A 22,743-nucleotide genomic window follows, 5' to 3' on the forward strand; every position below is an offset into this window, starting at 1 on the left:
GGCAAACAACCACCCATCACCCGTGCCACAACCAACCGTTGTGCCACGAGGGCTGGCGCGGCTCAGGGCCTCAGCGCTGGTACAGCCCCACCAGCGTCCCGTCGGCGATCCGCCGCTTCTCGACCTCCTCGTGCACCTGGTCCGCCCGGGGCGCGTCGGGCAGCACGCACGGTTCGGACAGGGCGTAGAGCCGAAAGAAGTAGTGGTGGGCGTCGTCACCCGGCGGGGGATGGGGGCCGCCCCAGCCCTGCTGCCCGTAGCCGTTGACGAGTTCCGTGCCGCCCGGTGGGCAGTGCCCGGCCTCGACGCCGTCGCTGTGCGGGTCGATGCCCACCACCACCCAGTGCGCGAAGGTGCCCGACGGGGCGTCGGGGTCCTCGCAGAGCAGGACCAGTTCGGCCGCGTCGTCCGGTACGCCGCTCCAGGTCAGCGGCGGAGAGACGTTCGGTCCCTCGTACGCGTACCGGCGCGCGATGAAGGAGTGGTCGTTGAACGCGTCGCTGCGCAGTTCGATGCCGGTCATGTGCCCCGGAGTACCCCCGCCGCACCCGGACATGCGGTTCGGCACCGATCCTCGCGGGTACCCGGGAACCTCTCCGGAGCGAGCCGGAACGAGGCAGGAGACGGAGGAACACGAGGATGTCTCCCCTGGCAGAAGACCCCGCGGCCGATGCCCGCGAGGACCGCCGCGCCCCCGCTCGCACCGCCCGGCTGCGCAGCCGCCTCCCCGAGCCCGACGAGGAACCGGACCTGCTCGGCCAGTACCTCGCGCAGATCGCGGCGACGCCGCTGCTCACCGCGGAGGACGAGGTACGGCTGGCCCGGCGGATGCGGACCGGTGAGCGGGCGCTGGAGGAACTGGAGCGGGCCGACGCCGGTGAGAGCGACCTCGCACCCGAGCGGCGCGGGGCCCTGGAGGAGGCCGCCCGCGACGGGCAGGCGGCCAAGGACCACATGGTCCGGGCCAACCTCCGGCTCGTGGTCTCGATGGCCAAACGGCACGCCCACCGCGGTCTGCCCCTGCTGGACGTGATCCAGGAGGGCAACCTCGGCCTGATCCGGGCCGTGGAGAAGTTCGACCACACCAAGGGCTTCAAGTTCTCCACCTACGCGACCTGGTGGATCCGCCAGGCCATCGAACGGGGCCTGGCCGCGCACGCCCGCGTGGTACGGCTGCCGATGCACGTCGTCGAGCAGCTGCAGAAGGTCGCCAAGGTCGAGCGGCGGCTCCGGCACGACCTGGACCGCGAGCCGAGCGTCGAGGAGGTGGCCCGGGAGAGCGGCCTCGCCGTGGACCGGATCGGCTGGCTGCGCCGCGTCGGCCGGCAGGCCGTCAGCCTGGACACGCCCGTGGACGAGACCGGCGAGACGGTCGTCGGCGACCTCATCCCCGACACCGAGGTGCTCCAGGCGCCCGAAGTCGCCGAGTACCAGGCGCTCGCCGAGGAACTCCGCGAGGCGGTGGGCACGCTCGCGCCCCGCGAGGCCATGATCCTCACCCTGCGCTACGGCCTCCACGACGGCCACACCCGTACCCGGGAGGAGGTCGCGAAGCGCGTCGGCCTGACCCGGGAGCGGGTGCGCCAGCTGGAGCAGGAGTCCCTGGCCCGGCTGCGCGAGCCCGGGAACCGGGAGCGCCTGCTGGCCTGGGCGGGCTGACCCGCCGACCGGCACTGCTCACACCAGCGTCAGCGAGCCGTCGGTCGCCAGCGCCACGCCCACCCCACGGCTGATCCGGTTCAGCGTCGCCCGCAGCCACGCCCGGTCCTCCGGGGGCGCGGGCTCCAGCCGCAGCCGTCGCGCCCGCAGCGGCACCATGCGCAGGCCCGCCAGCCGCCCGCCGTCCGCCTCGACCGAGACCAGGAACGCGAGCCGCAGGTCGTCGCGGTACTCCTCGTACCCGCGAATCCCCTCGTAGTCGTCGACGAAGTCGCCGCAGCCGTACAGGATCAGCCGCTCCCGGTACACCTCCAGCGGGCGGGGATGGTGCGAGGAGTGCCCGTGGACCACGTCCACCCCGCCGTCCACCAGGGCGCGCGCGAACCGCACCTGCTCCCGGGGCACGTGGTACCCCCAGTTCGAACCCCAGTGCACGGACACGACGGTGAGGTCACCGGCCCGCCGCACCTGCCCGACCCGCCGTACGACGGCGCCGGCCGCGGCGGCCGAGAGGTCGGGCAGGTACGCGACGCCCGGCCGGTCCGCCGTCGCCGCCCAGCCGGACGGGATCCCGCTGGAGCGCGCCCCGAGGGCGAACACCAGCAGCCGCCGCCCGCCGGGCAGAGGCACCACCGCCGGTGCGTACGCCCGGTCGGCGTCCAGGCCCGCGCCCGCCGTCCGCAACCCCGCGCGGGCCAGCGCGTCCAGGGTCTCCAGCAGGCCCGGGCGGCCGAAGTCCAGGACGTGGTTGTTGGCGAGGACCGTCACGTCGGGCCGGGCCACGGCCAGGGCGGGCAGGCCCGCCGGGTGCATCCGGTAGTGGATCTCCTTGTCCGGGTCGAACGTGTCGCCGCGCGTCACCGACGTCTCCAGGTTCACGATCCGGGCGTCCGGGGCGGCCTCGGCCAGCACCCGCAGCGCCTCGCCCCACGGCCAGGACGGAGGGACGGGCGCGGGCACCGGGCCGTGCGCCGCCTCCGCCAGCCGGACGTAGGTCCGCGCGTCCACGACGTACGCCTCGCGCAGCGCCGGATCACCGGGGTGCGCCAGGATCTGGTCGACGCCGCGCCCGAGCATCACGTCACCGCACAGGAACAGCGTCACGACTCCGCCGCTCACGTCTCCACCGTAGGCACACCGGGGCCGGCCGGGTCACGCGTCGACCGTCACCGCACACGACCAGCCGTACGGGTCCGGCCCGATGCGCAGCTCGTTCCACGCCACCGCCGTCGGGATCTCCCCGGTGATCCGCACGTGATCGAGGCCGGTGACCGCCAGCCGGACGTCCAGGCCGCCGTCGGCCTCGTCCGCCTCCACGTCCACCGGCACCTCGCCGTACGCCTCCAGCCGGAAGATGACCTCGTCCAGCAGCGTGGCGAGCAGGTCGTCGTCGCTGGCCTCGGCCAGCCGCACCCGGTCCACGGCGGTGGGCCGCACCCCGGACAGGTCCGCGAAGCACTCCACCATCGCCAGTACGGCCTCCGCCAGACAGTGCTCCCGGCACGCCGCCCACGCCTCGATCCGGATGTCGCCCGGGTGCGGCACCGCCCGGTGCCCGCAGCCGCCCGGTCGCCTCACCTGTCCGCCGTCGTCCGTGTCACCGCCCATGAACATCGGCTGCCCGGGGCAGGCGGACCCATGCGGCGCACGGCACCGGCACCCGGGTCAGACGGGCTCGTCCGCCAGGTAGGGCGGCGCCGGGTCGTACTGGATGTAACGGCGCACCGCCCGCGCGTGCTCCCGGCCGTGCAGCCGGCCCACCAGCCACAGCGCGCTGTCGATGCCGGCCGAGACACCCTGGCTGGTGACCAGGTTGCCGTCCACGACATAGCGGGCGTCCCGGACCACCGTCACGTCGCCCCGCGCCTCAAGGGTGTCCTCCTGGCTCCAGTGGGTGGCCACCCGGCGTCCGCGGGCGGGCCCGGCGGCGTGCAGCAGGAACGTGCCGGTGCACACCCCGTGCACCCACGCCGCCTGTTCCGCGGTCTTCCCGATCCAGTCGGTCACCACCCGGTTGTGCAGCTGCGTCTCACGGGCCCCCCGCCCACCCGGCACGTGCAGCACGTCCAGCGGCGGATGGTCGTCCAGCGTGTGGTCGGGCAGCACGCGCAGGCCCTTGTTGCAGCGCACGGGCCCGGCGTGCTCGGCGACCAGCACGGCCCGGTCGGCGCCGTCACGGAGCATGGCCGAGACGGTGAACACCTCCCAGGGCCCCACGAAGTCGAGCTCCTCGGCATCCTCGAAGACCAGCAGGCCGTAGGTCGTCATACGGGTTCACCTTCCTTGGAGACGTGATGATCGGGGAGTGCGCCGGCGGGCGCCGCCGTGGAGCGGAACCTCGCGCGGTACTCCGACGGGGCGACACCGAGCCGACGGTGGAACGTGCGGCGCAGGGTCTCTGCGGTGGCGAAGCCACAGCGGCGGGCGACGGCCTCGACCGGCTCGTCCCCCTCGGTCAGGGCGCGCCGGGCCGCCTCGACGCGCACCCGCTCCACGTACGCGGCCGGCGGCACGCCCAGCTCGGCGGTGAAGCGGCGCTGGAGGTGGCGCGGGCTCAGCCCCGCGTGCGCGGCGAGCGAGGCGATGTCGTGCCGGGCGCCCGGATCGGCGTGGATCGCGGTGACGGCGGCCCGCACGGGGTCCGTCGCCGGCTGCCGCGACCACAGCGCCACGCTGAACTGCGACTGGCCGCCCGGACGGCGCAGGAAGAGCACCAGCTGACGGGCGACCGCGTGCGCGACCTCCCGGCCCCGGTCGTCCTCCACCAGGGCGAGCGCCAGATCCATGCCCGCCGTCACACCGGCCGAGGTCCACACCCGCCCGTCCCGGACGAAGATCGGGTCGCAGTCCACCCGCACCCCGGGATGCTCCCGGGCGAGCTGCTCCTCCCGCGCCCAGTGCGTGGTGACCCGCCGTCCGTCCAGCAGGCCCGCGGCCGCCAGCAGGAACACCCCGCTGCACACCGAGGCCACGCGCCGGGCACCGGCCGCCGCGGCGGCGATCCAGGCGACCAGCGCCGCGTCCTCCCGGGCCCGGTCCACGCCCTCGCCGCCGACCACCACGAGGGTGTCCGTGCCGGCCGGGTCGAGGTCCGCCACCCCGTGCGCGGCGTGCACGAGCAGCCCGCTGACCGACCGGACCGGTCCCGGCCGGGCCGCCACGACCTCGCAGGCGTACCCGCCCGCGCCGTGGAACACCTCGTGCGGACCGGTGAGGTCGAGCGGCTGGAAGCCGTCGAAGACGACGAAGACGATACGGCGCTCTGTCACCCCTCCACGCTCCACCGGCCCGGATCATGGCGTCAACGACACACATCCCACAGATCGCGCCATGGGACGTCCGCCGCAGCGGGGGTACCACGGGACCCGGGGGGGAGAGGAGGCTCGCGATGAACTCCCGGACCGTCACCGTGCCGGCCGGCGGCGCCGCCCTCACCGGCGACCTGACCGTGCCCCCCGACGCGCGCGCGGTCGTGCTGTTCGCGCACGGCAGCGGCAGCTCCCGGCACAGTCCCCGCAACCGCGAGGTCGCCGCCGGCCTGCGCACCGCCGGCCTCGGCACCCTGCTCGTCGACCTGCTCACCGATGCGGAGGAACAGCAGGACGCCCTGACCGCCGAACTCCGCTTCGACATCCCCCTGCTGGGCCGTCGGCTGGTGGCCGCGATCGACTGGCTGGCGCGGTGGCCCGGCACCCACGGCCTGCCCGTCGTCCTGTTCGGCGCCAGCACCGGCGCGGGCGCGGCCCTGGTCGCCGCCGCCCGGCGCCCCGACCGGGTCCGGGCGGTCGTCTCACGCGGCGGCCGGCCCGACCTCGCGGGCGACGCCCTGGACGCCGTACGGGCTCCGGTGCTGCTGATCGTGGGCGGACGGGACGAGCACGTGCTGCGGCTCAACGAGGAGGCGGCCGGGCGGTTGCGCGCCCCGCACACCCTCCACGTGGTACCCGGCGCCACCCATCTGTTCGAGGAGCCGGGCGCGCTCGACCAGGTCACCGAGACGGCCCGGCGGTGGTGCGACGAGCAACTGCGGACCGCGGCGGGCTGACCGGCTCGGGTCGGCGCCGAGGGACCCGGCGGGCCGCCGCGCGCACCGGTCCCGCCCCGGTCGCCGTGCTCAGCCGCTCACCGGCAGGTCGATCCGCAACCGGGCGCCCTGCCGCAGCAGTTCCCGCTGCACGCGCCGGTACGGCACGCCCCGCGGCCCGTGCCCGTGGCGCACGGTCAGCGCGGCGCACACCCCCGCCGCCTGGCCCGTCGCCATCGCGATCGGCATCACCCGGTACGAGGAGTGCGCCACGTGCGTGCCCGAGATGCAGCGGCCCGCCACCAGCAGCCGCTCGGTCCCCCGCGGCACGAGGCAGCGCAGCGGGATGTCGTAGAAGCTGCCCGCGGGCACCCGCTTCAGGACCGTGCCGGAGCCGCGCGGGTTGTGGATGTCGACGGGGTAGGCGCCGTGCGCCACGACGTCCGGGAAGGCGCGGGCGGCCAGGATGTCGTGACCGGTCAGCTGGTAGTCGCCGACGACGCGCCGGGTCTCCCGGACACCGATGTGGGTGCCGCTCTGCACCACGTACGACTCCTCGAAGCCGGGCACGCGGGTGCGCAGGAACCGGTCGATCTCCGCGAGCTGGCGCCGGGCGGTGTACTCGGCCCGGGTCAGGTCCCACACGCTGGTGCCGAGCACCCTGGTCACGCGGGTGCTGTTGACGCTCAGCTCGCGCGGATGCGGGGTCGCGAAGAACAGGATGTCCTCGCGCGGCAGCCGCAGATCGCCGTCCGCCCGGGCCTCCTCCACGAGGTCCCACAGGCCGTGCACCCCGCGCCACTGGTCGGGATGCTCCCGCACGTACGCGGCGAAGTCCGGCCGCGCGAAGTCCGCGACGCGGAACATCAGCGTCATCGGCTGCACCAGCCCGTCCTCCGGCCGTCCGATCTCGTACGGCGCCCCGCAGGCCGCCGCGACGTCACCGTCGCCCGTGCCGTCCACGACCACGTCGGCGTCGATCACCACCGGCCCCGACTTGGTCTCGAACACCACCCGCCAGCCGTCCTCCAGGCGCAGCGCGGTCGAGGCGAAGGCGTGGAAGAGCATCCGCACGCCCGCCTCGTCCATCATGTCGAGCAGCACCAGCTTGAACAGCTCGGGATCGAAGGGGACCGTGTACCCGGTCCTCGGCGACGGTTTCAGGCAGCCGCCGCGCCCCATGAGCTGGTCCAGCAGCCGCCACAGCACGCCCTGGACGACCGGTTCGCCCTCGCCGTGGTCGGTGGGCAGCAGCCGGGAGTCCTCGCCGTCCTCGGTGAACGCGGCCTGCTTGTGCTCGTTGTGGAACGACATCAGCGGCATGACCAGCGCCGCGGTCGCGTTGCCGCCGAGGAAGCCGTAGCGCTCCACCAGGACGACCTCGGCCCCGGCGTCGGCCGCCGCGACGGCCGCCGCGAACCCGGCCGGGCCGCCGCCCACCACCAGGACCTCCGTCCGGCCGCCGTGCCGGGCGGGCCGGGCAGGCAGGGTGACCGTGCGGGGCTTGCTCGGTTCTTGCAGGATCGGCATCGGTGTCCTCCCGCGGACGGGGCCCCGGCCCCGGCGTCACACGCCCAAGGGGCGCGGTTCGGCAGTGGGCGGACGCGGCGGTTCCGCCTCCGCGCCCGGGTCCGCGGCCACGGCCGGATCCGCGCCCGTGGCCGCCCCGGTGGCCGCCTCGGCGGGCACCTCCGGCTCCAGGGACACACCGGCCCGGCCGTCGATCCCGTCGAGCAGCACGCCGCAGCGGGCACAGGTCTCGCGGGCCCGCGTGGACAGCTCCTGGACGCGGGAGCGCAGGTCCTCCCGGCGCTCGGGATACTCGTCCCACAGCCGGTCCACCTCCGCCAGCAGCAGCCCGGCCTGCTCCCGCGCCACGCCCACCAGGGCCGGAGCCCCCATCCGGCGGGCGAAGTCGAAGACTTTCCCCGAGTACGGCAGCGGCAGCACCGGCAGCCCGGAGAGCGCCGCGAAGATCACGAAGTGCAGCCGCATCCCGACCGCCAGGTCCAGATGGCGCATGAAGCCCAGGACCTGCCCCGGACTGTACGAGCCGTGCAGGATCCGCCCCTTGTCGGGAGCGGTCATGTGGGACAGCACCGCGTGCGCGTGCCGTACGTCGTGCCGCTCCATCGGCAGGAACACCACGTGCGCGTCCAGCCGGCGGACCAGGAAGTCGGCGACGTCGGCGAGCAGGGCGTGGTAGTCGCCCTCGTCCAGCTTCTCGGCCGCCCGGCCCGGTTCCCGCACCGACATCCCCACCAGACGGGAGTCGGTGGGCACGCCCTCGTGGCGCATCATCTCGTCGGTGAACGGTTCGGGCTCCAGCAGCAGCGCCGGATCGGCGGTGACGATCACGTCCCGCTCGACCCCGACCTCCTCCAGCACCAGCTTGGACTCCTCGTCCCGCACGACGACGTCGTCCATCTCGGCCAGGACCGTGCGCACGGCCTCCCGGTCGTCGGGCTCGCGCAGCGGCCCCGCGCCGACGGCGTAGGAGAACGTGCGGACGCCGCGTTCCTGAGCGGCCCGGACCAGCCGCAGATAGCGGCGTGCCTCGCCGTCGTAGAGGATCCCGCCGCCGCCCAGGATCAGCAGGTCCAGCGAGGCCAGCGTGTCCAGGACCTGGTTGCGGCTGACGCCTTCCCAGTCCACCACCTCGTCGGCGTCCGGGTGATGGGCGCGCGTGTGCTCGGCGTTCCGGCTGAAGACGACCAGGCCGGCGTCGGGCCGCTGGGCGCGCAGACAGCGCAGGACACAGGTCAGGATCGACTCGTCGCCGATGTTGAAGCCGCCGTACGAACCCAGCACGCCGATGCGCGGGCCCGGCCGGGCGGGCTGCGGACCAGGAGGGGCAGTGGTCATCCGGGTGCTCCCGTCGCGTCGGGGTCTGCTCAGTGGCCCGGGGCGCCACCGGCACGGACAGCCGTGCCGTGCGTACGGTGCGTGCCGTGCGCACGGTCCCGGGTTGCCGGTGCCGCCCGGCCGGAAACACCCCGCGTTCCGAGTGTGACGGAGGTCCGGAAGGTGCGCATTGTCCGGTGAGCCGGGGGTACGCGGGAGCCGGACCGAGGCGCCGGCTGGGGGCGGGAAGCAGAGGTGACCGTCATGCGGTTCCATGATCGACGGCAGGCCGGCCTGGAACTGGCCGGAAAACTCCGTGACCGGCAGCGGGAGGGGGCGCTGCCCGACCCCCTCGTCCTCGCCCTGCCCCGCGGCGGGGTGGCCGTGGCGCGCGAGGTCGCCGGGGCGCTGGACGCCCCGCTCGACGTCCTCGTCGTACGGAAGATCGGGGCGCCCTTCCAGGAGGAGCTCGGGGTCGGTGCGATGGCCGGGGACGAGGTGCCGCTCCTCGACGAGGACGCCCTGCGCCACCTGGGCCTGAGCGAGACCGCCCTGGCCCCCGTCATCGAGCGGGAACGCGCGGAACTGCGCCGCCGCGAGCGGCTGTACCGGCAGGGCCGTCCCGCGCCCGACCTGCGCGGGCGGACCGTGATCGTGGTCGACGACGGCCTGGCGACCGGCTCCACCGCCCGGGCCGCGCTGCGCTTCGTGCGCCGTCAGGCGCCCGAACGGGTGGTGCTCGCGGCGCCGGTGTGCTCGCCCGAGGCCGCCGAGCTGATGCGCGCCGAGGCCGACGAGGTGATCTGCCTGCACCAGCCGGCCGCCTTCATGGCCGTCGGCCTGTGGTACGAGAACTTCGACCAGCTGACGGACCAGGACGTCCTGGACGCGCTGCACGCGCAGCTGTGACCGTTTGTTCACCTGGCAGGAGTGGCGAAAATCAGCCACACGGACGACGATGTGCCATCCCCACACCTGCATCAGGAGTAACAAGTGAACGTCTCGCTGTCCGTGTGGCTGCTGACCGTGGCCGCCCTGTGCGTGCTCGTCGCCGTCGACTTCTTCGTCGGCCGCAAGCCGCACGACGTGTCCATCAAGGAAGCCGGGGCCTGGACGGTGGTGTGGATCGTCCTGGCCGTGCTCTTCGGACTGGGGCTCTGGTACTACGGTGGGAGCGGGCCCACGGGCGAGTTCTTCGCCGGGTACATCACCGAGAAGTCGCTCAGCGTCGACAACCTCTTCGTCTTCGTCCTGATCATGGCGAAGTTCGCGGTGCCCTCGCAGTACCAGCAGCGAGTGCTGATGGTGGGGGTCATCATGGCCCTGGTGCTGCGGGCCGTGTTCATCGCGGCCGGCGCGGCGATCATCTCCGCCTTCTCCTGGGTGTTCTACCTCTTCGGCGCCTTCCTGATCTGGACCGCATGGAAGCTGGTCCAGGACGCCCGCAAGGAGGAGCACGAGGAGGAGTACCAGGAGAACAAGCTGCTGAAGATGGCGGAGGAGCGCTTCGGGGTGGCCGACCGCTACCACGGCACGAAGCTGTTCATCACCGAGAACGGCAAGCGGATCATGACCCCGATGCTGGTCGTGATGCTCGCGATCGGCTCCACCGACGTGCTGTTCGCCCTCGACTCCATCCCCGCGATCTACGGCCTGACTCAGGACCCGTACATCGTCTTCACCGCGAACGCGTTCGCCCTGATGGGCCTGCGGCAGTTGTACTTCCTCATCGGCGGCCTGCTGAAGAAGCTGGTCCACCTCTCCTACGGCCTGTCGATCATCCTCGGCTTCATCGGCGTGAAGCTGGTGCTGCACGCCCTGCACGAGTCGGGCGTGCACGTCCCGGAGATCAGCATCCCCTTCTCGCTCGGCTTCATCGTGCTGGTGCTGACCGTCACCACGATCACCAGTCTGCGGGCCTCGAAGAAGCAGCGGCAGGCCGAGGAGGCGGCGCGCCGCGAGGCCGGGTCCCACTAGCCAAGCGCGAAGCAGCGCGGGTGGTGAACGGGGCCTCGATGCGGTTCAGCCGGGAACTGGTGGACCCCGTGCGGCCGGGGCAACGGTCAGCCTGCTGTCGGGCTCTGCGGGGCCTGCGCTCGCGTGAAGCCGCGGCTCCGCTCCACTTTCGCCACATGCAGCGTGTAGCTCTCGTACCACTCGGCTCGCCCGCGCTTCTGCGCCGCGCGGTGCTCGGCGTTGGTCCGCCACTCCGTGAGGGCGTCGGCGTCGCGGAAGTACCCGACGGTGATGCCCAGCCCGCCAGGAGTCTGCGCGTGATCCATCCCCAGGAACCCGGGGACATCCTTCACCAGGTCTTCCATGCGGGCGTTGGTCTCGCTGTAGCCGCTCTGGTCCTGGGTTCGCACTGTGGTGAAGACAGCCACGTAGTAGGGAGGTTCGAAGGCCTCCACGGGCGCGACAGGCGCTTCCGAGTGATCGCTCATGGCGCCACCGTAGGGCGGCTTGCGCCCAGTGATCCAGCGTTTTCCCGCCTGAGCTCTCTGCCGGCTCCGGGGAACGGCCACGAGCCTGCCGGCGCACAGAACGGCGGGGTCCGTCCGGGCCGCCGGCGGGACGTCGGTCTGCCGCGCGGGTCAGACGACGCCGTCCGCGCGCAGCGCCGCCACCTCCTCGGCGGTGCGGCCCAGTTCGGTGAGGATCGCCTCGGTGTGCTCGCCCACCGCCGGTACGGGGTCCATGCGCGCGGGCAGGCCCGCGAGGTCGGCCGGCGGGAGCAGGGCCTCCACCGTGGCGCCCGGCACCCCGACCTCGGGCCAGCGGCCCCGGGCGGCCAGCACCGGGTGGTCCAGGAACGCGGCGACGTCGTTGACCCCGGCGCAGGCGATGCCGATGCGCTCCAGGTCCTTGAGGATCTCGTCGGAGCCGGAGCGGGCGAAGCGGCCGGCGACGACGGTGTCGAGCTCCTCGCGGTGGGCGACCCGGTCGGAGGCGGTGGCGAAGCGCGGGTCGTCGACCAGCTCCGGCCGGCCGAGGAACTCCGCGCACAGGACCGCCCACTCCCGCTCGTTCTGGATGGAGAACAGCACATCCTTGCCGTCGGCGGCGGTGTACGTCCCGTACGGCGCGATCGTGGCGTGCTGGGTGCCGAGGCGCGGGGGCTGGGCGCCGCCGTGCCGCGTGTAGTAGGCGGGCTGGCCCATCCACTCCGCGAGCGCCTCGAACAGGGACACCTCCACGGGGTGGGCCTCGCCGGTGACCGCGCGGGTGTACAGGGCCGTGAGGATGCCGCTGTAGGCGTACATCCCGGCGGCGATGTCGGCGACGGAGATCCCGGTCCGGGCGGTGCCCTCCGGGGTGCCGGTCAGCGACACCAGCCCGGTCTGGCACTGCACCAGCAGGTCGTACGCCTTGCGGTCCGCCCAGGGGCCGGTCGTGCCCCAGCCGGATATCGCGCACGCGATCAGGTCGGGGCGGCGGCCGGTGACCCCGGCGGTGTCCAGGCCGAGCCGGGCGGCGGCGCCCGGGGCGAGGTTCTGCACGAAGACGTCGGCGCCGTCGAGGAGGTCGTGCAGATCTCGCGGCCGCGCGGGTCCTTCAGGTCCAGCGTGAGGGACTCCTTGGACCGGTTGAGCCACACGAAATAGCTGGAGTGGCCGTGCACGGTCGTGTCGTACCGGCGGGCGAAGTCACCGCCGCCGGGCCGCTCCACCTTGATGACACGCGCACCGAGGTCGGCGAGCTGCCGGGTGGCGTAGGGCGCGGCCACGGCCTGCTCCAGGCTGACCACCGTGATCCCGGCCAAGGGGTACCGCTGCACGCTCATGCGTGATGCTCCTGAACGTCGTACGGGAGGGCGCCCGGACAGTGTCCCCCAGGGGGAGGGCGACGGCATGGGCGCCCCGGCCGCTCGCGGCTGCGCCTCGGTGCCTACGGCCGTGCGTGTCGGTGTCTCCGGTCGGGTCAGGTGGCGCTTGGTCAGGGCCAGTTGCAGTCGGAGCCGGCCCCGCGGGGTGCGCAGCGGCCGCCCGAGCAGGTGCTCGGCGTGGGCCAGCCGGTCCTGGAGCGTGGAGTGGTGGACGTTGATGCCGGTGGCGGCGGCCCGCGGACTGGCCGTCGACGCGATCGCGTGCAGCGTCGACAACAGTCAGGGCGTGTCGGCCGCGGCCGCCTCCAGGGCACGGACGTCCGGCGGCGCTTCGCCGCCCGGTGCGACGAGGTCGGCGCGGAGGGCGATGCCGCCCAGCTCCTCGGCGTACACGACCGGCGGTCCGGGGCATGTGGCTCCGGTGACGGTCAGCGCGGTGTGCGAGGAGCGCGGCGACCGACGCGCGCCCCCCGGGCCGCCCCACCGTCCACACCGCCGCACCGGCCACACGCGCGTGCCCGTCCACGAGCCACCGGCGCCCCCCAAAAAAACGCGCAGGTCAGATACGCGGTGATGAGCCGGCCCCGGCCCCACCCCTCCGCCCCCGCACCCAAGCCGTCAGCGGCTCACCGCGCCGCACCCGGACGCCGGCCTGCTGCGTGAGACGACGCGTGTCCCGGCCCCGTCGACGACCCGGACCTGCAGCGAGCCGCATCCGCAGCGCGTCCACTCCGTGCGGCCCGTCGCGGTGGTGTGCCGGGACAGCACCTGGAACGGCTCGCCCCCGTCCGGCCATCCGCAGTGCGGGCAGGCCGTGGTGTCGGTGCTGTTCATGAAGGGACTCCTCGTACGTCGTGGCTGGTTGACCGTCGCGACACAGCCAGGGTGCGTCGAGGTCTCCGTACGCGTCCAGGTTGACTTTGTGGACGGCATTGTGAAGCGTAGCCTTCATGATTGACCTGCGCCGACTGCACGTGCTCAGGGCGGTCGCCCACTACGGCACGGTCACCGCTGCCGCCCGGGCCCTGCACTTCACCCCGTCCGCGGCCTCCCAGCAGATCCGGCAGCTCGCCCGGGACCTGGACGTCGACCTGCTGGAGCCGCAGGGGCGCGGGGTCCGCCTCACCCCGGCCGCCGAGAGTCTGCTCGCGCACGCCGACGCCATCCTGGCCCGCTGGGACCAGGCCGAACTCGATCTGCGGGCCGACCACGGGGCGCCCTCCGGGGTGCTGCGGGTGACCGGCTTCCCGGTGGCCGTCTCGGTGCTGCTGGCGCCGATGGCGGCCCGGCTGGGGGAGCGGCATCCGCGGCTGTCCGTGCGGATCACGGAGGCAGGTGTCCCGGAGAGTTTTGACCTCCTCTTCGAGGGCGTCAGCGACCTGGCGATCGTCGAGTCCACCCCGCACAACCCGCCGCTGAGCGACGTCCGGTTCGATCAACGGCCGCTGCTGGACGACCCGTTCGACCTGGTCGTGCACGAGGAGCACGGGCTCGCCGGGCGGACCCGGGTCGACCTCGCGGAGGCCGCGTGCGAGCCGTGGATCGCGCCGGTGGAGGAGAGCCCCTGCCGCCCGCACGTGCTGTCCGCCTGCGGCGCGGCCGGATTCACCCCGGACGTCGTCCACCACGCCCTGGACTGGAACGTCGCCGCCCACCTGGTCGCCCACCGGCTCGGCGTCGCCCTGGTCCCGCGCCTGGCCCACCTGACGCCGCACCTGCCGATCGTCCGCGTCCGCTGCACCGGCAACCCCCACCGCAAGCTCCTGACCTGCACGCGCGGCGGCGGCCACGCCCGCCCGGCCGTCGCGGCGGCCCTCGACGAACTGCGGGATCTGGCGCCCACGGCGGTCGCCTGAACAGCGGCCCACCACTCACGGCCACTCACGGCCACGCCACTCACGGCCACTCACGACGGGGACACGCGAGGACCGGGGACACACGAAGACCGGGGACACACGAAGACCGGGGGCATCCCTGGCGCGGACCGGCGCTCACCCCCCGGGAGACTTCCCGGACGAGCCCCCGGGCGCCCCCACGCGCAGGGCGTCCATGATCAGGTCCAGCAGCCGGGTCGCGCGCGACTGCCAGTCGCCGCGGGGGTCGATCGTCCAGAGGCCGCCGATGGCGAGAAAGAGGTCCTCCGCGGTGATCCCCGGGCGGATGGTGCCGGCCCGCTCGGCGGCGCGGAGGAGCAGTTCGGCCGCCTCGGTCACCGGGGCGTGTGCCGGTTTCTCCGGCTGCCCGGGGGCGCTGGTGGCCTGGCGGATGGCGTCGGCCAGGCCGGCCTTGGTCATGGCGAACCGGGCCAGGCGGTCCATCCACTCGCGCAGCGCCCGGTCGGGTTCCCGGCTCTCCAGCAGGGGTGCCGCTGATTCGGCGACCTGCCGCATCTCGTGGCGGTAGATCTCCATCACGAGTGCCTCGCGGCTGGGGAAGTGGCGGTAGAAGGTCCCCTGCCCGACGCCGGCCTTCCTGGCGATCGCGCTCAGGGGGGCGTCCGCGGCACGTGTCAGCTCGACCACGGCCACCTCCAGGATGCGCTCGCGGTTGCGCTGCGCGTCCGAGCGCAGGGCGGCGCCCTTCCTCTGCGGCACTCGCCCTCCTCGCGTGGTGGCCGAAACCCGGTGCTTGTTAAGCGGACATGTGTCCACTACGTTTTCCGGGTAAGCGGACAGCTGTCCGATTGTTGCATCGTATCGGCGTGCCGTCCGCGCGGACAGCCCCTGCCGGCCGCCTCCGGAATCGGCACCCCGGAAACGGCACGCCGGAAGCGGCCGCACCCGTGCGGACCGTGCCCGGCCCGCCCCGCATCCTGCCCGGTTGCGGACCGGCCCCGCCACCGGCACGCCCCGCCTGCCGACCTTGTGATGTGAGAGAGAAGGCTTCCATGCCCCCATCGACGTCCAGCGACCTCACCCTGTCCGTCAACGGCGAGAAGTACACGCTGACCGTCGACCACCGCACGACCCTGCTCGACGCCCTGCGCGAGCGACTGGACATGACCGGCACCAAGAAAGGCTGTGACCAGGGGCAGTGCGGCGCCTGCACGGTCCTGGTCGACGGCCGCCGGAGCGTGTCCTGCCTGCAACTGGCGGTGGCGGCCGAAGGCCGCGAGATCACCACCATCGAGGGCGTGGCCGAGGGCGAAGAACTCCACCCCGTGCAGCAGGCGTTCCTCGAACTGGACGGCTTCCAGTGCGGTTACTGCACGCCGGGACAGATCTGTTCGGCCATCGCCGTGATCGAGGAACACGCGGCCGGCTGGCCGAGCGCCGCCACCGGTGACGTACGGCCCGAGGCGGGGCCGCCACCACTGACCCCCGAGGAGATACGCGAGCGGATGAGCGGCAACCTGTGCCGCTGCGGCGCCTACGTCTCGATCGTCCAGGCCGTGGCCCGGGCCGCCGAGGCCAAGGGGGCCGTGGCATGAGGGAGTTCGGCTACCAGCGGGCGTACGACGTCTCCGGCGCCGTGGCGCTGCTCGACGGCGACCCGGACGCGCGCTTCCTGGGCGGCGGCACCAACCTCGTCGACCTGATGAAGACCGGCGTCGAACGGCCCGCCCTCCTCGTCGACGTGCGGGAACTGCCCCTGAACCGCGTCGAGTCCACCCCGGACGGCGGTCTGCGCATCGGCGCCACCGTCACCAACAGCGACCTGGCCGCCCACCCCGAGGTGCGCCGCCGCTACCCGGCGCTGGCGCAGGCCGTGCTGGCGGGCGCTTCCGGACAGCTGCGCAACATGGCCACCGTCGGCGGGAACCTGCTCCAGCGCACCCGCTGCGGCTACTTCGCCGACGTCACGGCCGACTGCAACAAGCGGGTCCCGGGCAGCGGTTGCCCCGCCATCGAGGGCGAGCACCACAACCACGCCGTCCTCGGCGCCTCCGACCACTGCGTGGCGACCCATCCCTCCGACATGGGCGTGGCGCTGGCCGCCTTCGACGCGGTCGTGTCGTACGAGACGGCGGACGGGCCGGGCGAAGTGCCGCTGACGGACTTCTACCTGCCGGTGGGGGAGACCCCGCACCGGGAGACCGTCCTGCCGCCGGGCGCGCTGATCACCGCCGTCACCCTGCCGCCCGCCCCGGTGGCCGCCGTCTCCCGCTACCGCAAGGTCCGCGAGCGGGCCTCGTACGCCTTCGCCATCGGCTCGATCGCCGCGGCGCTCGACGTCCAGGACGGCCGCGTCCGCGAGGTGCGTCTGGCCTTCGGGGCGGTCGCCTCCCGCCCCTGGCGGGCCCGGGCGGCCGAACGCGTCCTGACCGGCGCCCCGGCCGACGCCGAGACCTTCGCGGCCGCCGCGGACGCCGAACTCGCCCAGGCGAAACCGCTGCCCCACAACGGATACAAGGTGACCCTGATGCGCAACCTCGTCGTCGCCGTGCTCAGCGAACTCGCCGAGGAGGCCACCCGATGACCACCGCCACCAGGGGAGCCGTCGGCACCGCGCACACCCGCGTCGAGGGCCGCGACAAGGTCACCGGAGCGGCTCGCTACGCCGCCGAGATCCCCTTCGCCGAACTCGCCCACGGCTGGTTGGTGCTGTCCACCGTCGCCCGCGGCCGCGTCCGGGCCGTCGACACCGAGGCCGTCCTCGGGATGCCGGGCGTCCTCGCCGTGCTGCACCACCACAACGCCCCCCGTGTCGACAGCGACTTCGTCGGACTGCTGGGCGTCCCGCCGGACCCGACCGCCGCCCTCTTCCAGCACGACCGCGTGCCCCATCTGGGCTGGCCGGTGGCGCTGGTCGTCGCCGAGACGTCCGAGCAGGCCCGGGAGGCCGCCGAGACCCTCGTCGTGCGCTACGACCAGGAGCCGCACGACGTCGCGTTCTCCGCCGGGCGCGAGCCCGAGGCGTACACGCTCGACGGGCACGCGCAGGCCGTGATCGAGAAGGGCGACCTGGCGGACCGGCTCGCGGCGTCGGCGGTCGTGGTGGACGCCGAGTACACCACGCCGGAGGAGTACCACAACCCGATGGAGCCGCACGCGGCGACGGCCCGGTGGGAGGGCGGCCGGCTGGAGGTCGTCGACTCCAACCAGGGCACCACCTGGGTCGCCGGCGAACTCGCGAACCTCTTCTCCCTCGACCCCGCCTCCGTGCGGGTGCGCTCCGAGCACGTCGGCGGCGGCTTCGGCAGTAAGGGCGTCCGGGCGCACCAGGTGGCCGCCGTGATGGCCGCGACCGTCCTGCGGCGCCCGGTCAGGGTCGTCATGACCCGCCGCCAGATGTTCTCCCTCGCCGGCTACCGCAGCCCCACCGCCCAGCGGGTCCGGCTCGGCGCCGACGCGGACGGGCGGCTGCGCGCGCTGGAGCACCGCTCCCTCAACCAGACCTCGGCCGTGCACGACTTCGTCGAGCCGAGCGCCGCGGCGAGCCGGGCGATGTACGCGGCCGACGCCCACCACACGGCCAGCCGGATCCTGCGGCTCGACGTGCCCACGCCCACGTGGATGCGCGCCCCGGGCGAGGCCCCCGGTTCGTTCGCGCTGGAGTCGGCGCTCGACGAGCTGGCGGAGCGGTGCGGCGTCGACCCGATCGAGCTGCGGGTGCGCAACGAGCCCGAGGTGGGTCCCGTGTCCGGGCTGCCGTTCGGCAGCCGCAACCTGATCGCCTGCTTCCGGGAAGGCGCCCGCAGGTTCGGCTGGGCCGACCGTGATCCGCGCCCCGGCGTCCGCCGGGACGGACGCTGGCTGCTCGGCACCGGAACGGCCGGCGCCTCGTTCCCCGTGGTGGCCATGCCGTCCACGGCCGCCGTGACCGCGGAGGCGGACGGCACCTTCACGGTCCGGGTCAACGCCGCCGACATCGGCACCGGCGCCCGGACCGCGCTCACCCTGGTCGCCGCGGACGCGCTGGAGGTCCCGACGGACCGGGTCCGGGTGCGGATCGGGGACAGCGACCTCGGCCCCGCGATGATCGCGGGCGGCTCGATGGGCACCCGTTCCTGGAGCTGGGCCGTCCGTACGGCCGCCGAGGAACTGCGCGGGAGCCTCGTGCCGGGCGCCGACGTCCCGCCGGAGGGCGTCACCGTACGGTCGGACACGACGGAGGCCACCGGGGCCCTGGCCCAGAAGGAACGGCACTCCTACGGGGCGCAGTTCGCCGAGGTCGCCGTCGACCCCACCACCGGTGAGGTCCGCGTGCGCCGCATGCTGGGCATCTTCGCGGCCGGCCGGATCGTCAACCCGCTGACCGCCCGCAACCAGCTCGTCGGCGGCATGGTGTGGGGCCTGTCCATGGCCCTGCACGAGGAAGCCGTGCGGGACCGGGCGAGCGGCGGTGTCTACGGCGCCGACCTCGCGGGCTACCACGTCGCCGCGCACGCCGACGTCCCGCACATCGAGGCCGACTGGGTCGACGACCCCGACCCGGACGACCCGGTCGGCATCAAGGGCATCGGCGAGGTCGGCATCGTGGGGGCCGCGGCGGCGGTCGCCAACGCCGTGTGGCACGCGACCGGCGTACGCCACCGGAACCTGCCGATCCGGCCCGACCGGGTGCTGCTGGCGGGCGGCGATGCTTGATCTCGCCGGGCCGCTGCGCGAGTGGATCGAGGAGGGCCGGGACTTCGCCGTCGCCACGGTCGTCGCCGTCGGCGGCAGCGCCCCGCGCCCTCCCGGCGCCGCCCTGGCGGTGTCGGCCGACGGCACGGCCATCGGCTCGGTCTCCGGAGGCTGCGTGGAAGGAGCGGTGTACGACCTGTGCGTCCAGGCCCTGCGGGACGGCGCGACGCTCGTCGAGCGGTTCGGCTACAGCGACGAGGACGCGTTCGCGGTCGGGCTGACCTGCGGCGGGACCATCGACGTCATGGTCGTCCCGTACACCGCGGGGCGTTCGGCCGAGGGGGCCGCGCTGTCCGCCGCCGCCCGCGGTGAGCCGGTGGCGCTGGCCCGGGTCGTCCGGGGCCCGGCCCGCCTCCTCGGCCGGGCGCTGCTCGTCCGCCCGAGCGGAGCGAACCGGGGAGCCCCCGGGGCGGAGCCGGGGGGAGGCTCGTCCGAAGGCGGTCTGGGCGGCGGCCCGGACCTGGACCGCACGGCCGTCGCCGAGGCCCGCGCCCTGCTGGACGGCGGCCGCACGGGCACCGTCGAGCTGTCCGAGGACGGCTCGCACTGCCCGGGCGGTCTCACCCTGCTCGTGGAGTCGGCCGTGCCCCCGCCCCGCATGATCGTCTTCGGTGCGATCGACTTCGCGGCGGCTCTCGTCCGGGCGGGCAAGTTCCTCGGCCACCACGTCACCGTGTGCGACGCCCGCCCGGTCTTCGCCACCCGGGCCCGCTTCCCGGAGGCCGACGAGATCGTCGTGGACTGGCCCGACCGCTACCTGCGGCGTACCGAGACCGACGCGCGCACGGTGCTGTGCGTGCTCACGCACGACGCGAAGTTCGACGTGCCCCTGCTGGCGGAGGCGCTGCGGCTGCCGGTCGCGTACGTCGGCGCGATGGGCTCCCGCCGCACCCACGAGGACCGCGAGCGGCGGCTGCGGGAGGCGGGGGTGAGCGAGCGGGAGCTGGCCCGGCTGAGGTCGCCGATCGGCCTCGACCTGGGCGCGCGTACGCCCGAGGAGACCGCCGTCTCCATCGCGGCGGAGATCATCGCGACCCGCCACGGCGGCACGGGGGCGCCCCTGACCGGCACGGACGCACCGATCCACCGGGCCGGGCGGGAGGCTTCTCCCCAGCCGGTCTGAGACACAGCGCGCCGACGCGCCGGAGGGACCGGAGCCGTCACGGCTGCGGTCCCTCTGTGGCGGACGGGCGGGTGCCGGTCAGGCCGCGGCCGGCTCCGAGGCGTGGCCGTGCAGGCGGGCGATGACCTCGGTCAGCTGCGCGGCGACCTCGGCGTCGTCGGCCGGGTGCGTCTCGGCGAAGCGGGTGACCGAGCCGGGGATGGACAGCTTGACGTCCTCCAGCACCTTGCCGCCGGCCACACCCACGGACTTGCGGGTCTCGTCGTGCGCCCAGACACCGCCGTACTGGCCGAACGCGGTGCCGACCACCGCGACCGGCTTGCCCGTGAGGGCACCGGCGCCGTACGGGCGGGACAGCCAGTCGATGGCGTTCTTCAGGACGGCCGGGATGGTGCCGTTGTACTCCGGCGTGAACAGGATCAGGCCGTCCGCGGCGTTCGCGGCCTCGCGCAGGCGCTCGGCGGCGGCCGGAACGCTGCCCTCGACGTCGATGTCCTCGTTGTAGAACGGGATCTCGGCCAGGCCCTCGAACAGCTCCACCTCGGCGCCCTCGGGGGCGAGCTTGACGGCCGCCTCGGCGAGCTGGCGGTTGTGCGAACCGGCGCGGAGGCTGCCGACGAGGGCGAGGATACGAACAGACATGCTGACTCCCACGTATGTGAAAAGACCGCAGTGAAACACTGCCGTCACGATCCGGACCGGGGTCCGTTTAATGTTCTAGCATCCTAACCGGACCGCGGTCCAGTTCTGTTCCCGATGCTTTACGCTGGCTTCATGTCCGCCGCCTCGCCGTCCCTCCCGACGCCCCAGGAGCCCGTCGACCACCCGGAGCTGCTCCAGCTCGGTACCGCCCTGGAGGCCGACGAGCCGTGCCTGCGCGCCGACGCCGCGCGCAACCGGGCCCGGCTGCTGGAGGCCGCCGCGCGGCTGGTGGCGGAGCGCGGCGCGGAGGCCGTCACGATGGAGGCGGTGGCCGCCGCGGCCTGCGTCGGCAAGGGCACCGTCTTCCGCCGCTTCGGCGACCGCACCGGCCTGCTGACGGCGCTGCTCGATCACTCCGAGAAGAAGTTCCAGGCCGCGTTCCTGGGCGGCCCGCCCCCGCTCGGCCCCGGAGCGCCGCCCGTGGAGCGGCTGCGGGCGTTCGGTTGCGCGCTGCTGCGCCGCTCCGCCGACGAACTGGAGCTGCAACTGGCCGCCGAGCCGGGCGCGAACCGCCGCTACATCAGCCCGGCCCGCCGCGTTCTGCGGCACCACGTGGAGATGCTCCTGCGCCAGGCGGTCCCCGGCGCGGACTGCGAGCTCCTCGCCCACGCGCTGATGGGCCAGCTCGACCCGGCCCTGATCCACCACCTGACCAGGCAGTGCGGAATCCCTCTGTCCCGCCTGGAGGCCGCCTGGACGGACCTGGTCGACCGCGTGACGGGCACGCGCCCCGCCTGCTGACAGCGCCCGCCGCATGCCGTGAACGCTCACGGATTCGTCACAACTCCCCCGCCGGAAGCGCGCATTGGGGCTTCTGCCAAGATGCCGTACGTCATGGTGCAGATACCGAAAACGCCCGCGCTCCCGTCCCCCGTCGCGCCGTCGCGCTCCGTCCCCACGAGCGCCGACGTGGCCCGCCTGGCCGGCGTCTCGCGCGCGACCGTCTCCTACGTCCTGAACAACACCAGCGCCGTACGGATCAGTGAACCCACCCGCCGCCGGGTCCACGAGGCCGCGAAGGAACTCGGCTACGTACCGCACGCGGCGGCCCGCAGTCTGCGTGCCGGGCACAGCCGGATGGTGCTGATCCCCGCGCCGACCTTCCCCGTGGGCCCGCTCTACAGCCGGTTCCTCGCCGACCTCCAGAGCGCGCTCGGCGTCCTGGACTACACGGTCGTGCAGTACGGCACCGGCGGCCCGCACGGCGACGAAGCCGCCCGCGCCTGGGCCGAGTTACGGCCCGTCGCCGTGCTCGTACCCGGCTCCGGACTCGGTCCGTGCGGGGTGGCGGTGCTCAAGCGCTCCGGGGCCCGGGCCGTGGTCACCCTCGGCCCCGAGACCATCGAGGGCGCGCACGCCCTGCTCATGGACCACGACGTCGTCGGCCACACCGCGGGATCCCACCTCTACGACCGCGGCCGGCGCCGGATCGGCGTCGTCGTCCCCCAGGAGCCCGGCCTGGAGGCGTTCTCCGCGCCCCGGCTCGACGGTGTGCGCCAGTCCCTGCGGGGCACGGACGCCACGCTGACCGAACTGCCCCTGGCCTACGAGGAACAGGCCGCCGCCCGCCTCGCCGCCCGCTGGCGGAGCCTCGGTCTGGACGCCGTGTTCACCTACAACGACGAGTACGCGATGCTGCTGATGCGGGCCCTGCAGGACGAGGGCATCCGCATCCCCGAGGAGACGGCCGTGATCGGCGCGGACGACCTGATGCTCGGCCGGCTGCTGCGGCCCCGGCTGACCACGGTCCGCCTGCAGCTGCCCTCGGGCCAGGAACTGGCCGAACTGGTCGACCGCGCGGTGCGCAAGCCCGGCACCGAACCCGAGACGCACAAGGTGCTGGGCGCGACGGTGCTGCACCGCGAGTCGAGCTGACGTGCGGGCGGACCGCTCCCGTGCCTACGGTCGACGAACGAGGGACGGTCCGCCCCGCCCCACCCGCCACACGGCTAGGATGTTGCATGCTCAACCAAATGGGGGCGCGTTCACAGGCGGG

The 22,743-nt window shown here is 74.0% G+C and carries 22 protein-coding genes and 2 pseudogenes; 11 read left to right on the top strand and 13 right to left on the bottom strand.

Features of this window, described 5'->3' with window-relative positions; translation table 11 throughout:
• Nucleotides 1-70: 70 nt before the first annotated feature.
• On the bottom strand, nt 71-523 hold the full coding sequence (locus C1703_RS35970) for a YbhB/YbcL family Raf kinase inhibitor-like protein (protein WP_031121295.1): 453 nt from the start codon (nt 521-523) through the stop codon (nt 71-73).
• Between the two features lie 116 nt (nt 524-639).
• On the opposite strand from C1703_RS35970, the gene C1703_RS35975 reads away from it, so the two are divergent.
• The gene (locus C1703_RS35975; protein WP_114256769.1) at nt 640-1,659 is read left to right on the top strand and encodes a sigma-70 family RNA polymerase sigma factor; all 1,020 of its coding nucleotides are present in this window, start codon (nt 640-642) and stop codon (nt 1,657-1,659) included.
• An 18-nt stretch (nt 1,660-1,677) separates the two neighbouring features.
• On the opposite strand, the gene C1703_RS35980 is transcribed toward C1703_RS35975, so the two are convergent.
• Genes C1703_RS35980 through C1703_RS35995 form a run of 4 tightly spaced genes read right to left on the bottom strand, consistent with a single transcriptional unit; the run spans nt 1,678 to nt 4,928 of the window.
• The gene (locus C1703_RS35980; RefSeq protein ID WP_114256770.1) at nt 1,678-2,778 is read right to left on the bottom strand and encodes a CapA family protein; all 1,101 of its coding nucleotides are present in this window, start codon (nt 2,776-2,778) and stop codon (nt 1,678-1,680) included.
• Nucleotides 2,779-2,811: 33 nt separating this feature from the next.
• Entirely contained in the window at nt 2,812-3,267 is a 456-nt protein-coding gene (locus tag C1703_RS35985) for an archease (RefSeq protein WP_114257757.1), read from the bottom strand.
• Between the two features lie 57 nt (nt 3,268-3,324).
• Nucleotides 3,325-3,927, bottom strand: coding sequence for a DJ-1/PfpI family protein (locus C1703_RS35990; protein ID WP_114256771.1), 603 nt, complete (start codon nt 3,925-3,927; stop codon nt 3,325-3,327).
• Nucleotides 3,924-4,928 (bottom strand): DJ-1/PfpI family protein, encoded by a 1,005-nt coding sequence (locus C1703_RS35995; RefSeq protein WP_114256772.1) that lies wholly within the window; start codon nt 4,926-4,928, stop codon nt 3,924-3,926. The genes C1703_RS35990 and C1703_RS35995 overlap by 4 nt, the downstream gene beginning before the upstream one ends.
• Nucleotides 4,929-5,047: 119 nt before the next feature.
• Between C1703_RS35995 and C1703_RS36000 the strand changes: the two genes are divergently transcribed.
• The gene (locus C1703_RS36000; protein ID WP_114256773.1) at nt 5,048-5,704 is read left to right on the top strand and encodes an alpha/beta family hydrolase; all 657 of its coding nucleotides are present in this window, start codon (nt 5,048-5,050) and stop codon (nt 5,702-5,704) included.
• A gap of 69 nt (nt 5,705-5,773) precedes the next feature.
• Here C1703_RS36000 and C1703_RS36005 read toward each other — a convergent pair whose 3' ends face one another.
• Both C1703_RS36005 and C1703_RS36010 read right to left on the bottom strand, forming a co-directional pair.
• A complete protein-coding gene (locus tag C1703_RS36005) occupies nt 5,774-7,213 on the bottom strand; it encodes an FAD-dependent oxidoreductase (protein WP_114256774.1) in 1,440 nt (479 codons plus the stop codon).
• Between the two features lie 36 nt (nt 7,214-7,249).
• Nucleotides 7,250-8,548: a polysaccharide pyruvyl transferase family protein gene (locus tag C1703_RS36010; protein ID WP_114256775.1), complete on the bottom strand. Its 1,299-nt coding sequence runs from the start codon at nt 8,546-8,548 to the stop codon at nt 7,250-7,252.
• Nucleotides 8,549-8,791: 243 nt separating this feature from the next.
• Between C1703_RS36010 and C1703_RS36015 the strand changes: the two genes are divergently transcribed.
• Both C1703_RS36015 and C1703_RS36020 read left to right on the top strand, forming a co-directional pair.
• Nucleotides 8,792-9,436 carry a phosphoribosyltransferase family protein gene (locus C1703_RS36015; RefSeq protein WP_114257758.1) on the top strand — a complete coding sequence of 215 codons (645 nt, stop codon included), beginning with the start codon at nt 8,792-8,794 and terminating at the stop codon, nt 9,434-9,436.
• A gap of 84 nt (nt 9,437-9,520) precedes the next feature.
• Nucleotides 9,521-10,504, top strand: coding sequence for a TerC family protein (locus tag C1703_RS36020; protein ID WP_114256776.1), 984 nt, complete (start codon nt 9,521-9,523; stop codon nt 10,502-10,504).
• A gap of 86 nt (nt 10,505-10,590) precedes the next feature.
• Here the strand turns inward: C1703_RS36020 and C1703_RS36025 are convergent, their stop codons facing one another.
• From C1703_RS36025 to C1703_RS36040, 4 genes and pseudogenes are all read right to left on the bottom strand, one after another.
• The gene (locus tag C1703_RS36025) at nt 10,591-10,971 is read right to left on the bottom strand and encodes an antibiotic biosynthesis monooxygenase (protein WP_114256777.1); all 381 of its coding nucleotides are present in this window, start codon (nt 10,969-10,971) and stop codon (nt 10,591-10,593) included.
• A gap of 150 nt (nt 10,972-11,121) precedes the next feature.
• Nucleotides 11,122-12,311 (bottom strand): annotated as a pseudogene (locus C1703_RS36030) (CaiB/BaiF CoA-transferase family protein).
• Nucleotides 12,312-12,443: 132 nt separating this feature from the next.
• Nucleotides 12,444-12,761 (bottom strand): annotated as a pseudogene (locus tag C1703_RS36035) (helix-turn-helix domain-containing protein); the annotation flags it as partial.
• Nucleotides 12,762-12,971: 210 nt separating this feature from the next.
• Nucleotides 12,972-13,187 (bottom strand): hypothetical protein, encoded by a 216-nt coding sequence (locus C1703_RS36040; RefSeq protein ID WP_114256778.1) that lies wholly within the window; start codon nt 13,185-13,187, stop codon nt 12,972-12,974.
• A gap of 116 nt (nt 13,188-13,303) precedes the next feature.
• Between C1703_RS36040 and C1703_RS36045 the strand changes: the two genes are divergently transcribed.
• Complete coding sequence (locus tag C1703_RS36045; protein WP_114256779.1) at nt 13,304-14,209, top strand: LysR family transcriptional regulator; 906 nt, start codon at nt 13,304-13,306, stop codon at nt 14,207-14,209.
• A 135-nt stretch (nt 14,210-14,344) separates the two neighbouring features.
• On the opposite strand, the gene C1703_RS36050 is transcribed toward C1703_RS36045, so the two are convergent.
• Entirely contained in the window at nt 14,345-14,947 is a 603-nt protein-coding gene (locus C1703_RS36050; RefSeq protein ID WP_114256780.1) for a TetR/AcrR family transcriptional regulator, read from the bottom strand.
• Nucleotides 14,948-15,240: 293 nt separating this feature from the next.
• Between C1703_RS36050 and C1703_RS36055 the strand changes: the two genes are divergently transcribed.
• From C1703_RS36055 to C1703_RS36070, 4 genes are read left to right on the top strand one after another with little or no spacing between them, the layout of a single operon-like run.
• Nucleotides 15,241-15,783 carry a 2Fe-2S iron-sulfur cluster-binding protein gene (locus tag C1703_RS36055; protein ID WP_114256781.1) on the top strand — a complete coding sequence of 181 codons (543 nt, stop codon included), beginning with the start codon at nt 15,241-15,243 and terminating at the stop codon, nt 15,781-15,783.
• Nucleotides 15,780-16,772, top strand: a complete 993-nt coding sequence (locus tag C1703_RS36060; RefSeq protein WP_114256782.1) for a xanthine dehydrogenase family protein subunit M — start codon at nt 15,780-15,782, stop codon at nt 16,770-16,772. Before C1703_RS36055 ends, C1703_RS36060 begins: the two co-directional genes overlap by 4 nt.
• Complete coding sequence (locus C1703_RS36065; RefSeq protein ID WP_114256783.1) at nt 16,769-18,883, top strand: xanthine dehydrogenase family protein molybdopterin-binding subunit; 2,115 nt, start codon at nt 16,769-16,771, stop codon at nt 18,881-18,883. The genes C1703_RS36060 and C1703_RS36065 overlap by 4 nt, the downstream gene beginning before the upstream one ends.
• Entirely contained in the window at nt 18,876-20,045 is a 1,170-nt protein-coding gene (locus tag C1703_RS36070; RefSeq protein ID WP_114256784.1) for an XdhC/CoxI family protein, read from the top strand. The genes C1703_RS36065 and C1703_RS36070 overlap by 8 nt, the downstream gene beginning before the upstream one ends.
• A gap of 78 nt (nt 20,046-20,123) precedes the next feature.
• On the opposite strand, the gene C1703_RS36075 is transcribed toward C1703_RS36070, so the two are convergent.
• Nucleotides 20,124-20,687, bottom strand: a complete 564-nt coding sequence (locus tag C1703_RS36075) for an NAD(P)H-dependent oxidoreductase (protein ID WP_114256785.1) — start codon at nt 20,685-20,687, stop codon at nt 20,124-20,126.
• A gap of 132 nt (nt 20,688-20,819) precedes the next feature.
• Between C1703_RS36075 and C1703_RS36080 the strand changes: the two genes are divergently transcribed.
• Nucleotides 20,820-21,488 (top strand): TetR/AcrR family transcriptional regulator, encoded by a 669-nt coding sequence (locus tag C1703_RS36080; protein ID WP_114257759.1) that lies wholly within the window; start codon nt 20,820-20,822, stop codon nt 21,486-21,488.
• 93 nt (nt 21,489-21,581) lie between these two features.
• Nucleotides 21,582-22,622 carry a LacI family DNA-binding transcriptional regulator gene (locus C1703_RS36085; RefSeq protein WP_198678364.1) on the top strand — a complete coding sequence of 347 codons (1,041 nt, stop codon included), beginning with the start codon at nt 21,582-21,584 and terminating at the stop codon, nt 22,620-22,622.
• The last annotated feature ends 121 nt before the right edge of the window (nt 22,623-22,743 follow it).

The sequence above is a fragment of the Streptomyces sp. Go-475 genome, from assembly GCF_003330845.1.
GTDB lineage: Bacteria > Actinomycetota > Actinomycetes > Streptomycetales > Streptomycetaceae > Streptomyces.